The 16,643-nt window shown below is 44.0% G+C and carries 16 protein-coding genes; 10 read left to right on the forward strand and 6 right to left on the reverse strand.

Annotated features, from left to right (window positions below; all coding sequences use genetic code 11):
- Positions 1-295 precede the first annotated feature (295 nt).
- The 6 genes from F891_RS02055 (at position 296) to F891_RS02080 (ending at position 7,584) form a co-directional block, all read left to right on the forward strand.
- Positions 296-2,152, forward strand: a complete 1,857-nt coding sequence (locus F891_RS02055; RefSeq protein WP_005261795.1) for a putative bifunctional diguanylate cyclase/phosphodiesterase — start codon at positions 296-298, stop codon at positions 2,150-2,152.
- 144 nt (positions 2,153-2,296) lie between these two features.
- Positions 2,297-3,889 carry a peptide chain release factor 3 gene (locus tag F891_RS02060; RefSeq protein WP_004647433.1) on the forward strand — a complete coding sequence of 531 codons (1,593 nt, stop codon included), beginning with the start codon at positions 2,297-2,299 and terminating at the stop codon, positions 3,887-3,889.
- Positions 3,890-4,000: 111 nt separating this feature from the next.
- Positions 4,001-4,825 (forward strand): hypothetical protein, encoded by an 825-nt coding sequence (locus F891_RS02065; RefSeq protein ID WP_005261797.1) that lies wholly within the window; start codon positions 4,001-4,003, stop codon positions 4,823-4,825.
- A gap of 44 nt (positions 4,826-4,869) precedes the next feature.
- Positions 4,870-5,832: an RsiV family protein gene (locus tag F891_RS02070; protein ID WP_004647436.1), complete on the forward strand. Its 963-nt coding sequence runs from the start codon at positions 4,870-4,872 to the stop codon at positions 5,830-5,832.
- Positions 5,829-6,650 (forward strand): TatD family hydrolase, encoded by an 822-nt coding sequence (locus tag F891_RS02075; protein ID WP_005261799.1) that lies wholly within the window; start codon positions 5,829-5,831, stop codon positions 6,648-6,650. Before F891_RS02070 ends, F891_RS02075 begins: the two co-directional genes overlap by 4 nt.
- Before the next feature lie 127 nt (positions 6,651-6,777).
- A complete protein-coding gene (locus F891_RS02080) occupies positions 6,778-7,584 on the forward strand; it encodes an enoyl-ACP reductase FabI (protein WP_004647438.1) in 807 nt (268 codons plus the stop codon).
- A gap of 114 nt (positions 7,585-7,698) precedes the next feature.
- Here F891_RS02080 and F891_RS02085 read toward each other — a convergent pair whose 3' ends face one another.
- The 5 genes from F891_RS02085 to rsgA form a co-directional block, all read right to left on the reverse strand.
- Positions 7,699-8,931, reverse strand: coding sequence for a transposase (locus F891_RS02085; protein WP_004730312.1), 1,233 nt, complete (start codon positions 8,929-8,931; stop codon positions 7,699-7,701).
- A gap of 193 nt (positions 8,932-9,124) precedes the next feature.
- Complete coding sequence (gene secB / locus F891_RS02090; RefSeq protein ID WP_004647439.1) at positions 9,125-9,583, reverse strand: protein-export chaperone SecB; 459 nt, start codon at positions 9,581-9,583, stop codon at positions 9,125-9,127.
- A gap of 39 nt (positions 9,584-9,622) precedes the next feature.
- A complete protein-coding gene (gene grxC, locus F891_RS02095) occupies positions 9,623-9,877 on the reverse strand; it encodes a glutaredoxin 3 (protein WP_005261807.1) in 255 nt (84 codons plus the stop codon).
- A 21-nt stretch (positions 9,878-9,898) separates the two neighbouring features.
- Positions 9,899-10,306, reverse strand: coding sequence for a rhodanese-like domain-containing protein (locus F891_RS02100; RefSeq protein ID WP_004278386.1), 408 nt, complete (start codon positions 10,304-10,306; stop codon positions 9,899-9,901).
- Positions 10,307-10,399: 93 nt separating this feature from the next.
- A complete protein-coding gene (gene rsgA, locus F891_RS02105) occupies positions 10,400-11,458 on the reverse strand; it encodes a ribosome small subunit-dependent GTPase A (RefSeq protein ID WP_005103207.1) in 1,059 nt (352 codons plus the stop codon).
- A gap of 125 nt (positions 11,459-11,583) precedes the next feature.
- Here rsgA and orn point away from each other — a divergent pair, with 125 nt between their 5' ends.
- Positions 11,584-12,141 carry an oligoribonuclease gene (orn, locus tag F891_RS02110; RefSeq protein ID WP_005107901.1) on the forward strand — a complete coding sequence of 186 codons (558 nt, stop codon included), beginning with the start codon at positions 11,584-11,586 and terminating at the stop codon, positions 12,139-12,141.
- 41 nt (positions 12,142-12,182) lie between these two features.
- Here orn and F891_RS02115 read toward each other — a convergent pair whose 3' ends face one another.
- Positions 12,183-12,428 (reverse strand): hypothetical protein, encoded by a 246-nt coding sequence (locus F891_RS02115; protein ID WP_005103211.1) that lies wholly within the window; start codon positions 12,426-12,428, stop codon positions 12,183-12,185.
- 182 nt (positions 12,429-12,610) lie between these two features.
- On the opposite strand from F891_RS02115, the gene F891_RS02120 reads away from it, so the two are divergent.
- The 3 genes from F891_RS02120 to F891_RS02135 all read left to right on the forward strand — a co-directional run bounded on the left by F891_RS02120 (position 12,611) and on the right by F891_RS02135 (position 16,626).
- Positions 12,611-13,381, forward strand: a complete 771-nt coding sequence (locus F891_RS02120; RefSeq protein WP_005103214.1) for a tRNA threonylcarbamoyladenosine dehydratase — start codon at positions 12,611-12,613, stop codon at positions 13,379-13,381.
- A 91-nt stretch (positions 13,382-13,472) separates the two neighbouring features.
- Positions 13,473-14,695 (forward strand): IS3 family transposase gene (locus tag F891_RS17145; protein ID WP_148335412.1). Its coding sequence is split into 2 segments (ribosomal slippage): positions 13,473-13,809 and positions 13,809-14,695, totalling 1,224 coding nucleotides; the frame shifts between segments, so codons are not numbered across the junction.
- A 98-nt stretch (positions 14,696-14,793) separates the two neighbouring features.
- Positions 14,794-16,626 carry a tetratricopeptide repeat protein gene (locus F891_RS02135; RefSeq protein ID WP_005261812.1) on the forward strand — a complete coding sequence of 611 codons (1,833 nt, stop codon included), beginning with the start codon at positions 14,794-14,796 and terminating at the stop codon, positions 16,624-16,626.
- Positions 16,627-16,643: the final 17 nt, after the last annotated feature.

A 16,643-nucleotide genomic window follows, 5' to 3' on the forward strand; every position in this document is an offset into this window, starting at 1 on the left:
TGATCGAATAAATGAGCTAAAAAAATGAAGCTAAATATTTGCTTAAATTTGAAACACTTCTAATATATAAGTTGTATTTTATTTTTCTGTTGAGTCTTATTTTTGAGGCAATTCTCAACTTCAAAAGAAAGAAATATAAATTCTAAATTTTAGTTAAGACTGATGTTGTTGCAGACCAATTGGCTTGCATAGATGGTCAGTCTTGAGATTTTACTGAGCTCAAATTTGACCGGGTGAAAATGGAAATATCAGTGCAGAGCATAATAAAAATGATCACCGCTGGGGAACATTTTATATGATTGACATTCAGCATGATATTGGTCTGGTCATCAGCTCCGTTCTTTCTGCATTGGTCGCTTGCTCTCTCATCGCACGGATTAAAAAAATTGCTTCAGGCGCTTCACAGCCAAACTTTAAAATCTTCAGTTTAATGCTAACCGCCATACTATTGGGCCTACTCATCTGGTTGATCCATTTTATCGGGCTGACAGCAGGTTTTGTGCTGAATAAATACGAGCTGGATTGGGGGGCGCTGCTTCTATCTGTTCTGGTGATATGTATTGCCGCTATGTTTACCCTCTGGTTAAGTACCAGAAGTACCTGGTCATTTTTCCGGGCAGTTCTCGTAGCAGGTGTGATCGCACTCGGCATCTTTGGCATGCACTCTATTAGCATGATGTCATTCAATTTTACTGCTGCCCATGTGCAACAGTCACCGGAATTAGTTCAGGCACATGATCAGCTATTTCTGGCCATGATACTGATGAGTGGATTGCTGCTGGTGACGCTGATGTGTATCGTCGTATCCGAACTGCGTGTGGGATTACGCAACCGTCAGCTTGCATGGGCCAATCAACAAATTGAAAATCAGACCATTCAGGACAATCTGACCAAATTACCTAACCGTTTGTATCTGGCTGAATATGCAAATCTGCTGTTTTCAGGTCAGTCCGAACAGCAGCATGAAATTGCTTTTTTATATATCGATCTGGATCGTTTTAAAGCAGTCAATGATGTGTTTGGCCATCTGGTCGGTGATCAGTTGCTGATTCAATTGACCACGCGGATTCATCTGTTATTAGGCCATCATTCCAAGCTGCTCAGAATTGGTGGGGATGAATTTCTGCTGGTACTGGAAAACACATCTGTCGCCAAAGCTGCAAAAATGTCAGAACAGATTCTTGAACTAATTCAGGAAAGTTTCCTGATTGAAGGCAAGAGTATTCATATCTCGGGGAGTATTGGCATTGCCATGTATCCGGAACACGGCAAGAATTTACAGGATCTGCTGGTCAATGCTGATGCCGCCATGCTGAGTTCCAAGTATCAGGGGCGCAATACCTATTCAGTCTTTAATTATTCTACCGACCAGGATGAAAGCAAGAGCCAGAGTACCCTGATTAATGACCTATATAAAGCCGTGGAAGAGCAGCAGTTTGTGCTGTTTTATCAGCCCAAGTTTCGGACCAAAGACCGTAGCTTGTGTGGGGTAGAGGCATTAATTCGCTGGAACCATCCCCAGTTTGGTTTGCTCGGCCCGAATCTGTTTATCAATGCGGCTGAAAAAACTGGATTGATTATTCAAATGGGCTATTGGGCATTGGAACTGGCTTGTCAGCAGATTCAAAAATGGCAACGGACACATACTGAATTTTTCCCTATCGCGGTCAATTTGTCTGCGGTACAATTTGAACATAAGCATCTGTTTAGTACTTTAGAAAAGTTATTTGCACAATATAAAATCAGTCCTCAGCATTTAATGATCGAGATTACTGAATCGACTGCCATGCATCATATTGATGTGAGTATGCGCAGCTTTAAGCGCTTAAGACAAATGGGCATCCGTCTAGCCATTGATGATTTTGGTACAGGGCATTCCAGTTTTCTCTATTTAAAGAATTTCGCCGTAGATGAGTTAAAAATTGACCGGGAATTTATCAAAAATCTGGCAGTCGGCTCCAAAGAAGAAATGATTCTGGAAAGCATTATTCAGCTGGCCATAAAACTGGGCTTGGTGGTGACCGCCGAAGGTGTTGAAACAGAAGCGCAAGCAGAAATTTTAACCCGGCTCGGTTGTGAACAGTTACAAGGCTTTTTGCTGGGCTTGCCGGGAGATGAACAACGACTAGAAAACTTACAATTCCATGAATAGCGCTCTAATTCATTGAGCGTCAGGATAGATAGACAACATGGCTCACGGAACTCCACCCTGAAACTCTGCTACAATATCGCCAATTTTTTTCATATTGATCGAATTTGATCTCGAATGCTGTGCATTGAGCAGTAGGTGTATTTCATGAGCTTTAAGCAAGAACTGGCGGCACAAGTCGCCCAGCGACGTACGTTCGCTATTATTTCCCACCCCGATGCCGGTAAAACCACCATGACAGAAAAATTGCTGTTATGGGGTCAGGCTATTCAGGTGGCCGGGATGGTAAAAAGCCGTAAATCTGACCGGGCCGCAACATCTGACTGGATGGAAATGGAAAAAGAGCGTGGTATCTCGATTACCACCTCGGTGATGCAATTTCCTTTTAAAGACAAGATGATCAATCTTCTGGACACCCCGGGACATGAAGACTTCTCGGAAGATACCTACCGTACCCTAACCGCGGTAGACTCGGCGCTGATGGTGATTGATGGTGCAAAAGGTGTCGAAGACCGAACCATTAAATTGATGGAAGTGTGTCGTATGCGCGATACCCCGATCATCTCATTCGTCAACAAAATGGACCGTGAAATCCGTGAACCGCTTGAGCTTCTGGATGAAATCGAAAACGTTCTGAAAATTAAATGTGTTCCGATCACCTGGCCGCTCGGTACTGGCCGTGATTTTGCCGGTGTATTCAATTTAATCGAAGAAAAATTCTACGTGTATAAAGCCGGTTTCGGTTCAGTCATTACCGAGATCGAAGTGCGAGATGGTTATGACTATCCTGATCTTCGTGAGAAAGTGGGTGAACTGGCTTGGGCGGCATTTGAAGAATCGCTGGAACTGGTACAAATGGCCAATGAGCCATTGGATCGTGAAGAATTTCTGGCAGGCCGTCAAACGCCTGTGTTGTTCGGTACAGCCTTGGGTAACTTTGGTGTCGACCATGTTCTGGATGCCTTCAGTCAATATGCACCATCTCCTAAAGCCCATCCGACCCAAGATCGTGTTGTAGAAGCGGATGAAGAAGGCTTTACCGGTTTTGTCTTCAAGATTCAGGCCAATATGGATCCGAAACACCGTGACCGTATTGCCTTCATGCGGATCTGTTCAGGCAAGTATGAAAAAGGCTTGAAGATGAAGCATGTACGTTTGGATAAAGATGTGCGCATCAGCGATGCCTTAACTTTCTTGGCCGGTGATCGTCAGCATCTGGAAGAAGCTTGGCCGGGTGATATTATTGGTCTGCATAACCATGGCACCATCCAGATTGGCGATACATTTACCTCGGGTGAGAAACTTCAGTTCACCGGTATTCCACACTTTGCGCCTGAAATGTTCCGTCGTGTCCGCTTGAAGGATCCATTAAAATCCAAGCAGCTGCAAAAAGGTCTGAAAGAGCTTTCAGAAGAAGGGGCAACCCAGGTATTCATGCCGCAGAATAACAACGATCTGATCGTTGGTGCTGTAGGTGTGCTACAATTTGAAGTGGTGGCTTACCGTCTGAAAGAAGAATACAAAGTTGATTGTGTTTACGAACCGGTCAGCATCAACACAGTACGTTGGGTGTCTTGCGATGATGAGAAGAAATTCAACGAATTCAAGAAAAAAGCTCATGACCAGTTGTCTGTCGATGGTGGTGGTCATTTGACATATCTCGCACCAAGCCGCGTGAATTTGCAGCTGATGCAAGAACGTTATCCGGACATCGTGTTCCACAATACGCGTGAACACTAAACTTTAACGTTCCGCAGCTAAAGTTTAAAAATATCAAACAGCTTCTCCGGAAGCTGTTTTATTTTATGCTACATTTAAGCAATTAATAACTCGATAGATATAGCAAAGAGAATGAAGCTCAGCAAGGAAGTCGTCCTCGGTTCTGTGATTGGTTTAAGTCTTGTCCTGAGTGGCTGTGATCAAAGCGAAAAAGAGCCTGTTAATACTCCGCAAAATGAGAAAATGACCGCAGCTCAGCAGACCGCAGATGTTTTGCCTTATCTGAATATTCAAGAGCAGCCGGCTAAAATTGCCTTGCCATTTTGTGAAAATAAAAACTGTATCAATCTGGATATTCAGACCTTGCATACGGTTGATCCATGGATGAACCAATGGATTGGAAAGCAGCAGGCCAAAGTGATCCAGGATCAAATTGGGTTGAAACAGGACATGAATTTACAGCAGGCGATCAATGCCTATGTAAAAAAATCGGATGCCTGGCAGGCGCAGCTCAATCTGAACAAGGCTTATGAGTTATCGCTATATACCCGCATTCCCTACCAGCGCAATCAATATGTATTGATGCAGATTGGGGTCGATACCAAACAGGAAAATGTCAGCGTGCATGAGCGCTATTATTTTTTTGTGGCTGATCGTCGCCAGCAGAAAATGCTGACTCCACTGGATATTATTGATCCTAAGCAACAGTTATTAATGGATCAGATTATTCAACAAGCTTATGAGACATGGCTCAAAGAAAACGATCAGCAAGTGCAGCAGAAAGCACCGAAAAAACTGTATTGGGGACAGGCTGACTGGTTCTTTGATCAGGAAGGCATTGGTCTGCATTTTCGCAGCCATGAAATTAGCAAAGATGCCAAACAACTGGATATTTATTTAACAAAACAACAAACACAACAGGTCTTGAAAGCTGATATCTATCAGCATATGTTTTAAAGCTCATGATCCTGCGAGATTACAGGTTCCAAAAAGGTGAATGAATGCCAAAATACAAGAATATCTTTTGTCTATCGATACTGGCATCAGCGATCTTGCTGAGTGCGTGCCAGCCGAAGAGTAATGAGCCGGAAGAATCAAGTGCTTCCGAGGTGCTACAAGCCGAAGCTGAAGCACTTAAACTCAGCGGCGATACCGAAAAGCTCAAGCTGGCGATTCCAGAATGTGAAGACAAAAGCTGTCCGGAAATCTCGATCGAACGTCTGAACAGTAATCAGAGCTTTATTGATGAATGGATCGACCAGCAGATTCTGCAACAGTTGAAAAATATCCTGTCTCTTGATGCGATTGAACCGGCAAAAGTGAGCGCTGCCAGCGAAGCGGACGTTGCCGCCTCTGAACCCAAAGCTGCTTTAGCAACAGTGGTGACACCAAAACAGCAGCTTGAGCAGCAAACTCAACCTTATATGCAGACTTTCTTGAATCTGGATAAAGAGCTCAAGGCCCTGAGTGCCAGTCATAGTATTAGCCTGATGATTAAGCCCAAGATTCTGCATTCGGGTGATCCTCTAGCGACAGTAGTTTTGAACAGCAGTTATTATCTGGGAGGCGCACACGGGGCATCTGCACAGACTTATTATAATTTTGATCTGGAACAGAAAAAGCTGATCAAGCTGGATGACATTATTGCGGTCAAACAGAAAGCCCAACTGGAAGCGCGTGCTTATGATGCGTTTAAAACCTGGGTGGTAGAGTCCAAGCTGGCCAAAGATGTCGCCGAATATGAACAGGCCTGGAAGTTCAAGCTTACCGATAACTTCTATCTGGGCAAAGACGGCTTGATATTGCAGTATGCCGAATATGAAATTGGGCCATATGTTGTTGGCTTGCCACGTCTGATGATTCCTTATGAGCAGTTACAAGGTGTGCTGAAACCCGAATATCTGCCTCAAACTGAAAAAGCTGCCTCCGAGGCACAGCCAGCATCTGCTGCAAAAGCCAAATGACCTTAAAACTGTTTGATACGCATACCCATTTTGATGTTCCCGATTTTGATCCTGATCGGGAACAGTTGGCGTATGCGGCCAAAGCGGCAGGTGTCGAGCATCTGGTTCTAATTGGTTTTTTACAAAACCGTTTTGCTGATCTGTTAGGAACTCACGACTTTATCAATGACCTGGAAAATGCACCACAAAGTCATTTAGCGCCGGGCTTGCATCCGTTTTATATTGAACAGCATCAGACTGAGCATTTACAGGAGCTGGAACAGCTGCTTAAAAATGAGCATTGTATTGCCATTGGTGAAATCGGTCTGGATACCTTTTTAAAACAGCACAAACAGGCTGAAATTTTTCAGAAGCAAAAAGATTTTTTTGCTGCACAGCTTGAACTGGCACAGCAATTTGATAAGCCGGTTTTGCTGCATATCCGCAAATCGCATGCGGAGGTTTTGCAGATTTTAAAACAGCAGCAGTTTAAACAGGGCGGCATTGCGCATGCCTTTGGTGGTGGGATTGAGGAAGCCAAGGCTTTTATCAAGCTGGGATTCAAACTGGGCATCACCGGGCAAATCACCAATCTAAATGCCAAAAAACTTCATCAAGTGGTGCAGTATGTCGGACCAGAACATTTGGTATTGGAAACTGACTGTCCGGATATGACGCCACTCTGTTGTCAAAGCTCGACCGAGCAACGTACCCGAAATACACCTGCAAATTTACCTTATGTGCTGCAAGGACTGGCAAAGAGCCTGCATATGCACAAAGAGGAACTGGCTGAACAGCTCTGGCAAAATACTCATCAGGCCCTGCATCTGACCATTTAAGTTAATACTCTTAACTCAGTCTTAAATTCCCAGTTCATCATAAATCGAAAAAAAGGTGCATTATGCAATTTCTAAAATGCTTCAGACTTGGCATCATGCCATATACATTCTTTTAGGTGAGATTCACATGGCACAAGGACTTTTGGCGGGTAAGCGCTTCTTGATCGCGGGCATTGCGAGTAAATTATCGATTGCTTTTGGTATTGCTCAAGCATTGCATCGTGAAGGTGCTGAATTGGCTTTTACTTATCCAAATGAAAAGCTGAAAAAGCGGGTAGATGACTTTGCTGAACAGTTTGGTTCGAAACTGGTTTTTCCTTGTGATGTGGCAGTCGATGCTGAAATTGACCATGCATTTGCCGAACTGGCTAAACATTGGGATGGTCTGGACGGCGTAGTGCATTCTATCGGTTTTGCACCGGCACATACGCTAGATGGTGACTTCACCGAGATCACGGATCGTGAAGGCTTTAATATTGCACATGACATCAGTGCTTATAGCTTTATTGCAATGGCACGTGCGGCAAAACCTTTGCTACAAGTCCGTCAAGGTTGTTTGCTGACATTGACCTATCAAGGTTCTGAGCGCGTTATGCCGAACTATAACGTGATGGGTATGGCCAAAGCCTCTTTAGAAGCAGGCGTACGTTATTTGGCGTCTAGCTTGGGTCAGGAAGGTATTCGTGTGAATGCGATCTCTGCGGGTCCAATCCGTACTCTGGCAGCTTCAGGTATTAAATCGTTCCGTAAAATGCTTGACCTGAATGAGAAAGTTGCTCCATTAAAACGTAATGTGACGATTGAAGATGTCGGTAATGCCGCATTATTCCTGTGCTCGCCATGGGCTAACGGAATTACTGGTGAAATTCTGTATGTTGATGCCGGCTTTAACACTGTTGGGATGAGCGCTGATTTGATGGCGGATGCAGAATAAATCTTATAAGTTCTCTCTCCCTCAGGGAGAGAGTTAGAGAGAGGGGTTCTAGAATTTAACTAATTAATTTACCTCTCCCTAACCCTCTCCTAAAAGGCATAGGTATCTACACATCTATGAGATACCTAATGCCATTGTGGCTATCTCATTGAGTTCATCTATTGAATATTCCGAGAGCAGTTGAAGAGTGTTCAGTAAAATCGAAAGCCCTGCCAATAAGGCAGGTGCACTTTCCAACCTACCTCTTTTCTGCTGCCGACCTGAAAGACGGGTGAGAAATACACGAATTTTCTGATGGTGTTCATCTTCAGAACGCTGGATTCGCCAAGTTAAAACACAAGCCATACAGCTAATCAGTAACCGCCTTAAAATGGCTTCAGGTCTGGTCTGAAGCCATGCTTCAATATCATGACCTGCCTGCTTGAGCAGCTTGAAATAGCATTCAATTGTCCAGCGCCAGTAATACCAGGTCGTCATCTCTACCGTAGTAATCTCTGATGGAACATTGCTGATTAGTGACCATCTTGCGACGGTCTTATCCTGATCATCTTTCACTACGGCAACAATTAATCTGGCTTCAATCGCACTCCCTGGCTGGGGAGCAACCCGTTGGCCTGAATCGTCATTTCTCTTCGGTTTTGCTGCACGTGTTATCCGGATAGCAGTTTCTCCCACATGCAACATATGCCGGTTTCCTTTATAGGCAATCGGCTGGACCTGCTGCGTTTCTACTCGTTCTGCGGCTTCTGCAACTTTGCATGTTTTGCCCTGATGCTCAATTCGATGGCCTTCTTTCGCCCGAATCAGCCATTTAAAACCCTGGCTGCTCATTTCCCTTAGGTGGGCAATGGAGTCACCTTCACGATCAATGATATGAACACATGTTTTCTCAATGGGATATTGTTCAATCACTTTGATTTGTTCGGTAAGTGAATCTAGATGAGATTTGCGCCCAGCAGAGTGTTGACTGAATGTGGAATAGCAGCCTGAGGCATCTGATAGTGTCTGCGCCAGTGGCGCAATAGGTAGTCCCGAGGCTGCATCAACCAGCAGACTGCTTTGCAATTCATAGCCTGAATCATATTGATGGGTTCTTTGCAGGCGCTGAATTTTATGATGGTGTTTCACATACTGTAGCTGAGACCAGTCATGAACAATCAATGCATATTGATGCGGTGATGCCTTGATCTGTTCACATGCAAGATGTTCAATTGGCTGGTTTAACTGACTAAAAGAGATTTTGTCATTATTCAGGAATCGCCAGACCGCTTGTGTGGTTGCGAAACTCGACTTTTGGGCAGAAGCCAGGTCTTTGATTGCCGGAGCAAGTGAAGCAAGAGGGTTCATATTGAGCTTTACAAGGCTGTTATAGCGCTTGACAAGACGCTGATCCAGGCCAGAGATGTTAAATTGAAGAGCATGCTCTTCAATTTAACGCAAAGTTCAGGAATTGTGTAGATACCTATGCCTAAAAGGAGAGGGAAAAAAAGAAATAAAAAAGACCGCATAAGCGGTCTTTTTTATATTTGAAGGATAGCGATTAAGCTTGACCATCCACAGCAGCAGCTTGCGCACGTTGCATATTGGCTTCAAATTCAGCATCAAAGTTGATTGGAGTCAATAGCAATTGTGGGAAGCTGCCTTTAGTCACCATATCATTCACTGCTTCACGTAGGAACGGGAACAGGATGTTCGGGCAGTATGCACCCAAGATATATGGAAGACGCTCTTCTTCAACGCCATCGACCAGGAAAATACCGGCTTGAGTTACATCAACGATAAACGCGGTATCACCTTCGTTGGTTGCTTGAACCACGACTTTCAAAGCCACTTCAAAATGAGTTTCATCAATTTTTTCTGCAGAAGAAGAAAGGTTGATGTTTAACTCAGGTTGCCATTGCTTAGTAAAAACTTGCGCCCCAGGAACTTCAAAAGAAATATCTTTGGTATAAATACGCTCTAATGCCAATTGTGGTTGAGCTTGTTGTTCTTCACTCATTTTTTGATCCTTAATATGAAGTGATAATTTTAATAAAAGTTAAGCCAGCAATTCATCAAGCTTGCCTTCACGCTCTAAAGCATAAAGTTGGTCAAAACCACCCATGAACTGATCATTGATAAAAATTTGTGGCACGGTACGGTGATTAGTACGCTGCATCAATTCAAGACGGACTTCTGGTGCTTCTTGAGACAAGTTAATCTCTTTATATGCCACACCTTTACGTTCCAGTAGCTGTTTTGCACGCACGCAATAAGGACACACTGTGGTCGAATAAATAGTAACTTCAGCCATGATCAATCTCCTGTTCGTGGATTATTTGCTTTTCACCAAAGGTAAACCTTGAGCTTTCCAGTTGCTGACGCCGCCATCAAGACGGTAGGCATCGGCATGACCGACCTGCTGTAACGCAGTACCAGCCACCTGTCCAAGGTTACAAATGAACACCAAAGGGCGATCAGATGCTTTCAGCTCTTCAACATGTTTTGTAATCTGGCTATATGGAATATTACGGCTGCCGCTGATATGACCTTCACGAAAGTCTTTGGCATCACGTAAATCAATCAGCATGGCATTTTTTGCTTTGACTAAAATTCCCAGCGATTGCGGAGAAATTTTGCGACCGTTACGTTGACCTTCGATAATGAAGAACAAAACCACTAATACCGCGAGTGTTCCAAATAAGAAGGGGTGATTCCCCATAAACTCGAACCAACGTTCCACAATTCACCTAATTACAATTTTAAAATTGCCAAGAGTATAGCTCATAAATATGGTGATCAAAATCACCGCTTCAAGGGCCAAGGGTTAAGAAAATTAATTTTTTTGCTGTGCTTCAGTGATTTCGTCGATTAAACGTAAATAGCTGTCCAGTCGGCGCGGTAAAATTTCACCTGCGGCAGCAGCCTGACGCAAAGCACATTGTTTTTCATGCTTATGGGTACAGTTACGGAACTGACAATGGCCGAGCAGGTTTTCAATTTCAGGAAAGCCGCTTTGTACCTTATCTAAAGTCAGATGCCACAGGCCAAATTCACGAATTCCCGGAGAGTCAATCAGGGCGGCACCTTCACCAAAACCGATCAAGCGCGTTGATGTCGTAGTGTGCTGACCAAGTGCCGAGTTTTCCGAAATAATATTGGTTTTCTGTGCGGCATCCGGCACGATCGCATTAATCAGCGTGCTTTTACCCACACCAGATTGACCGACGAAAGCCACCGTTTCATTTTCCAGACGATTAGACAGTGCAGTCAGGTCGCCATCGGATTGGGTCTGCATCACTTCATAACCGAGATCTTGATATTCTTGCAGCAGAGTCAGAATCGGATCGTTTTCTTTTAACAAATCGGCTTTATTCATCACCAGCAATGCAGGAATATCGGCATCGGCACAGGCCACCAGATAACGGTCGATCAGGCCCGGCGCTGGCTCAGGCAATGGTGCAAACACGATCACAATCAGTGAAATGTTGGCCGCTACCGGTTTAACCTTGTGATAGCGGTCGGGGCGTGTCAATAAGGATTTTCGGGGATGAATCGCGGTGATAATTCCTAAACCGGTATTCGGATCGGCTTGCCATTTGACCCGGTCACCCGTGACCAATAAATCCAGATTGGTTCGAGTATGACAGCGCCAGACGCTGTCCAGTTCAATCTCTTTCCAGAAAGGTTCAGGCTCACCATCGGCGACCACAGGTTTTTCAGGGTGAATGTCAGGGCGAGACAAAGCTTGCACTTCAAGTTGGCGGCCATAATGTTGCACCACTAAACCTTCAAGATCACTGGAGGTATCGAGATCTTCTTGACGTGTTTTCTGTTGTTTCTGAATGCGGCGCTGTTGTTGCTCTGTCAGACGACGCTTACGTATTAAGGCCATTCATATCCTAAAAAAACCGGGTAAATCAGATGGCAAAAATAGCATGAAGCAGCCCCCGAATGACACCCAAGATGTAATTAATTTGCTACTATAGTTGTTTTTAAACCCAATAAGATTGCACATTTATGAGCAGCACCGCTGATACCCGCCTGATTTGGATTGACCTTGAAATGACAGGTCTAGACACAGACAATGATCAAATTATTGAAATTGCAACAATTGTAACCGATGACAATTTGAATATTTTGGCAGAAGGTCCTGTGCTTGCGGTACATCAGCCTGCACGTCTGTTAAATGCCATGGATGAGTGGAACACTCGCCAGCATGGCCAGTCTGGTCTGATTGAACGTGTACGTCGCAGTAAACTGACCGCTCAGGATGCCGAACAGCAAACTATTGAATTCCTGAAAAAATGGGTCAATCCAAAATCTTCACCGATGTGTGGTAACTCGATCTGTCAGGATCGCCGTTTCTTGCACCGCCTGATGCCTGAACTGGAGCAGTATTTCCATTACCGTAATCTGGATGTATCTTCAGTGAAAGAACTGGCCAAACGCTGGCGCCCGGAAATCATGAGCGGTCTCAAGAAAAATGCCTCGCATCTGGCGATGGATGACATTCGTGATTCGATTGCGGAATTGAAATACTATCGTGAATATTTTTTCATCATGAATAAAGATTAATTCCGATACATGAAAAAGAGGCGAAAGCCTCTTTTTTTATTTTACTGAACTGGATTTTTTCTAGTGTAAAACTGCTCCATGCTTTCAAAGCCTACCCACAAGAGTAATAACACAATCAGATGATTCTGTGTTTCATAACGATCGAAAATAACTAAGCCAAATAATCCTAAAGTCATTAAACGAATGAGAATGCTGAGATAATAATTTTTGTTCTTTTGGCTGATCACAACATAAAAATAAAGCCCGATACAAACAATGTTCAAACCCAAAAGGGTGTTAAATAGCATGACATTCCACTCCTTTTGGCCAAATGACATAGAATTAATTTGTTGATATTTTAATCAATCGCGAGTCGGTTGTCGCTCTCATCCAATCTGAATGTCATTTAAATCGATCAAAAATTTAGTGGCGGTAAAGAAAAGCGGATTTTGCTAAAATGATCCGGTATTTTTATTGCTATAGATGACCTATGACTGACCTGCTTCAAGATGATGAATATGACCGCCGTTTTGCTGGTGTTGCCAAAATTTATGGAGAAGACAGCTTTAACCATTATGAAAAAAGTCATGTGATGGTGATTGGTATCGGTGGTGTCGGTTCATGGGCGGTAGAAGCACTGGCACGTAGCGGTGTGGGCGAGCTGACCTTGGTCGATATGGATGTGGTGGCCGCGTCTAATATTAACCGTCAATTGCCTGCCATGAGTACGACATTAGGTCACGAAAAAATTGAAGTTATGGCCGAGCGTTGCCGTGCAATTAATCCACGGATTAAAATCAATCTAATTGATGATTATCTGACGCCTGAGAATATCAAAGAAATTTTAGCTCCGACACCGGATCTGATTTTAGATTGCATCGATGATGTCAAAGCCAAATTTGCCCTGATGCTACATTGTCGCTTTAACAAGATTCCTTTAATTGTATCGGGCGGGGCAGGTGGCAAACTGGATCCACTGAAAATTCGTGTTGCAGATTTATCTAAAACCGAACAGGACCCGATGCTGGCCAAATTGCGTGCCCAGTTACGTGCTAAAGGCATCTGTAAAAAGCCCAAAGAAAAATTCGGCATTACCTGTGTCTATTCAATTGATAATCCATTCTCCAGTGCCGATGTCTGCGCCAGTGCCGGCTTGCGCTGTGGGGGGTATGGCTCTGCCGTGGTGGTGACTTCGAGCTTTGCCATGGTTGCCGTGGCAGAAGGTTTGAAAAAGCTCGATAGTAAAAGAGCAAAAGCCTGATTTAAAAAATAAAAAGCACAATCTATGTGCTTTTTTTAAACTGGCGTTTGTCCCGTCCTGAAATAAGTTTACACCTTAAGAGACTTATTTTATGGAACATAAACGAGAACAACGAGTTAAACGTACACAACGTGACTATAGCTTTGCCTTTAAAATGATGGTGGTACATGAAGTAGAAAAAGGGCAAATTACTTATAAGCAAGCTCAGGCAAAATATGGTATTCAAGGAAGATCAACTGTGCTGGTATGGTTACGCAAGCACGGACAACAGGACTGGACTTCGAATATGCCGACTTCTTCTAAACGCCAATTGACACCCCAACAACGAATCCGCCAATTAGAAAAGCAGTTAGCCGCAGAAAAGCTTAAAACTGAATTTATTCAGGATGTGATTTATCACATTGATAAAGAATGTGGGACTGATCTTGGAAAAAAGTATACCGAGCACGTTTCAAAGATTGGCAAAGCCAAAGAAGACTAAGCGTTTCACGTTATTGTCAGTGGTTGGGAATCACCCGACAAGCTTATTATCAAGCAGAAAAACGTGCTCAAATGACTGCACAAGCAACTGAACAAATACTTGAGTTGGTTATGGAATATCGCTGTCTCATGCCAAGTATCGGAACACGTAAGCTGTATTGGCTTATTAAAGGCAAATTGTTGCAACGTGGTTTAAAGTGTGGACGGGATCAGTTATTTAAAATATTGAAAGAAAATAACTTATTGATTCGCCCTAAGCGTCGCTATACAAAAACTACGGATAGCAAGCATTGGATGAAGAAGCATCCAAATTTATTAAAGGATTATTCAGCGGTGCAAGCCAATGAAGTCTTTGTTAGTGATATTACCTATGTTGAGAGTGCTGAAGGTGTGCATTATTTATCCTTGGTGACAGATGCTTATACCCGACAGATTAAAGGTTATAAGTTATCGAATGATATGCGTGCAGAGAATGTTGTGCAGGCACTACATATGGCGATGCAGCATGTGACAGATCGGGCAGCCAGGATGATTCACCATTCAGACAGAGGCTCTCAGTATTGCTCTGAGCTATATCAATCGGCATTGCGCCATTATGGGATATGTCCTTCCATGACAGATGGCAAGGACTGTTATCAGAATGCATTAGCAGAGCGAATTAATGGAATATTAAAGCAGGAGTTTTTAACCACGCGATGTCAAACCATGAAGGAGTTAGATCACTTAATTGCGGAATCTATCATGATTTACAATTGTTATAGACCGCATTTAAGTTTAAATATGAACACCCCGAATCAGATGTATGAGCAAACAAAAACCGAGCTAATTGCTTAACTCGGTTTGAAGTGGAATACTGTCAATCTATTTCAGGACAAGACAGTTTAGAATGAAAGGATTCATTCGCAGAACAAAAATAATGTTTTGGAGCAGCTATGTGGTTCTTGCTGGTACTGATTTTGGGGATAGGGGCGTTAGCGATCTGGATGTGGAAACGTCCCGATCCGGTGAAACGTGATCAGGCGAAGGCTGTACAACATGATTTATGGATTGAGCAGATTGATGCTCAACTGAAACATGCAGCACGTTTGAGTTCAGATCCAGAACATCCGAATTATGAACGTGCCTATCAGATTTATCAGGGGCTGGCCCAGCAACAGGAAATTCCACAAGCTTATGTAGGCATGGGCCTGATGCATCTGCAAGGTCTGGGACATGAGCAGAATACCGAAAAGGCGATTAGTTATCTAGAAAAAGCCTTTCGTCTGGGCAGTGATGATGCAGCCTATCATTTGGGGCAGATTCATGAAGGGGAGGCGTATCAACAGGCTGACCCGGAAAAAGCTTTGTATTGGTACCGACATGCGGTAGCACGTGGCAATCTGGATGCCCAGTACCGCATCACTGAACTTTCTTCGACCGAAGACCATCAAAATGAGACCGCTGCAGAGACACAGCGTCTGGCCTTGTTAATACAAAATGCCGGGCAGGGTCATGCCAATTCGCAGTATCAGCTGGCTCAATATTATTTAACAGATTCAGCGACCCAGGATTTAGTGCAAGGAATTCATTATCTGTTTCTGGCGGCGCAACAAGATCATTTGGCTGCCAATCAGCAGATTGCGAACTCTTATGCGCGTGGCCAGATTCTGCCTCAAGACCTGAAGCAATCGCTGCAATTTATTAAACGCTGTATCAGTCTCGGTGACCAGAAAGGTCTCTATGATTATTATGCCGGTGTGCTACAGGGCCGTATCGATACCGACCAGCGTCAGCGCGTGTTCCAGCATTTATTACAGCAGTCCAAAGAACACGCCGATGCACACGCTAAGACCTTAATCGGGCTGGCCTATTTTCATGGCTGGTATGTTGATAAAAATGAAACCATGGCATTTCGTTACTGGGCGGAAGCGGCCAACAGTCAGCATGCGCCTGCCTTATGTATGATTGCTGCGCTGTATTTTGAACAGCACCTGGTGGCCAACGAACCGCAAAAAGCATTTGAGTTATATCAGGCTGCCTATCAGCTTAGTCCTGACGATGTGTCTGCACGGATGGGGCTGGCACTGTGTTATTTAAATGGTGTCGGTACAGTAAAAGACATTGCCAAAGCCACACAAATGATTCAGAACGCGGCACAGCAGTATTGGCAGATTGAAGCTCAATCTGAAGCGGATTTAATTTATAGCGTTGGCCGGTTTTATAGTCTGGTTGAATACCCTTTACCGACACGCGACAAAGCTATCCAGTACCTGAATCAGGCGGTTGCAAAAGGTTCGAAAGAGGCGGCATGGTTCCTGTACCAAGCTCTGTCAGGCATTTATCCTGTGTTTATCAATAATGCAGAGCTGGCCAATCGCTATCTGCATCAGGCTGCGCAATTGGGTCATGCCCAGGCACAAGCAGAATTGGGCTTGAAGTATCTTCAAGGGCAACAGATTGCGCAGGATATTGCCTTAGGCTTGAGCTATCTGCAAAAAGCAGCCGCTCAGCAGAATGGTGTGGCGCTAAATGCTCTGGGTGAATCCTATGAGCAAGGTCAAGGTGTTGAGAGTAATATTGAGCAAGCCGTACAGTATTATCAGCAGGCGGCAGCGCAGGTGAATGCAGATGCCTATAGTCATCTTGGACGTTTATATACCAAAGGCATTGGCGTGGCGCGTGATATCGGGATTGCACGGGACTGGCTGGAAAAAGGCAGTTTGCTCGGACATGAGCGATCGATTGAATTATTGAAAAATGTGAATGCATATTTGCAAATGAAATAAACTGACCCAAATAATAT

It is taken from the genome of Acinetobacter sp. CIP 101966, from assembly GCF_000369725.1.
GTDB classification, from domain to species: domain Bacteria; phylum Pseudomonadota; class Gammaproteobacteria; order Pseudomonadales; family Moraxellaceae; genus Acinetobacter; species Acinetobacter lwoffii_Q.

Bases quoted from the DNA above. Each gene is read 5' to 3' on its own strand.
- F891_RS02055 (WP_005261795.1), top strand. From the start codon at position 296: ATGATTGACATTCAGCATGATATTGGTCTGGTCATCAGCTCCGTTCTT.
- F891_RS02060 (WP_004647433.1), top strand. From the start codon at position 2,297: ATGAGCTTTAAGCAAGAACTGGCGGCACAAGTCGCCCAGCGACGTACG.
- F891_RS02065 (WP_005261797.1), top strand. From the start codon at position 4,001: ATGAAGCTCAGCAAGGAAGTCGTCCTCGGTTCTGTGATTGGTTTAAGT.
- F891_RS02070 (WP_004647436.1), top strand. From the start codon at position 4,870: ATGCCAAAATACAAGAATATCTTTTGTCTATCGATACTGGCATCAGCG.
- F891_RS02075 (WP_005261799.1), top strand. From the start codon at position 5,829: ATGACCTTAAAACTGTTTGATACGCATACCCATTTTGATGTTCCCGAT.
- F891_RS02080 (WP_004647438.1), top strand. From the start codon at position 6,778: ATGGCACAAGGACTTTTGGCGGGTAAGCGCTTCTTGATCGCGGGCATT.
- F891_RS02085 (WP_004730312.1), bottom strand. From the start codon at position 8,931: ATGAACCCTCTTGCTTCACTTGCTCCGGCAATCAAAGACCTGGCTTCT.
- secB (WP_004647439.1), bottom strand. From the start codon at position 9,583: ATGAGTGAAGAACAACAAGCTCAACCACAATTGGCATTAGAGCGTATT.
- grxC (WP_005261807.1), bottom strand. From the start codon at position 9,877: ATGGCTGAAGTTACTATTTATTCGACCACAGTGTGTCCTTATTGCGTG.
- rsgA (WP_005103207.1), bottom strand. From the start codon at position 11,458: ATGGCCTTAATACGTAAGCGTCGTCTGACAGAGCAACAACAGCGCCGC.
- orn (WP_005107901.1), top strand. From the start codon at position 11,584: ATGAGCAGCACCGCTGATACCCGCCTGATTTGGATTGACCTTGAAATG.
- F891_RS02115 (WP_005103211.1), bottom strand. From the start codon at position 12,428: ATGCTATTTAACACCCTTTTGGGTTTGAACATTGTTTGTATCGGGCTT.
- F891_RS02120 (WP_005103214.1), top strand. From the start codon at position 12,611: ATGACTGACCTGCTTCAAGATGATGAATATGACCGCCGTTTTGCTGGT.
- F891_RS02135 (WP_005261812.1), top strand. From the start codon at position 14,794: ATGTGGTTCTTGCTGGTACTGATTTTGGGGATAGGGGCGTTAGCGATC.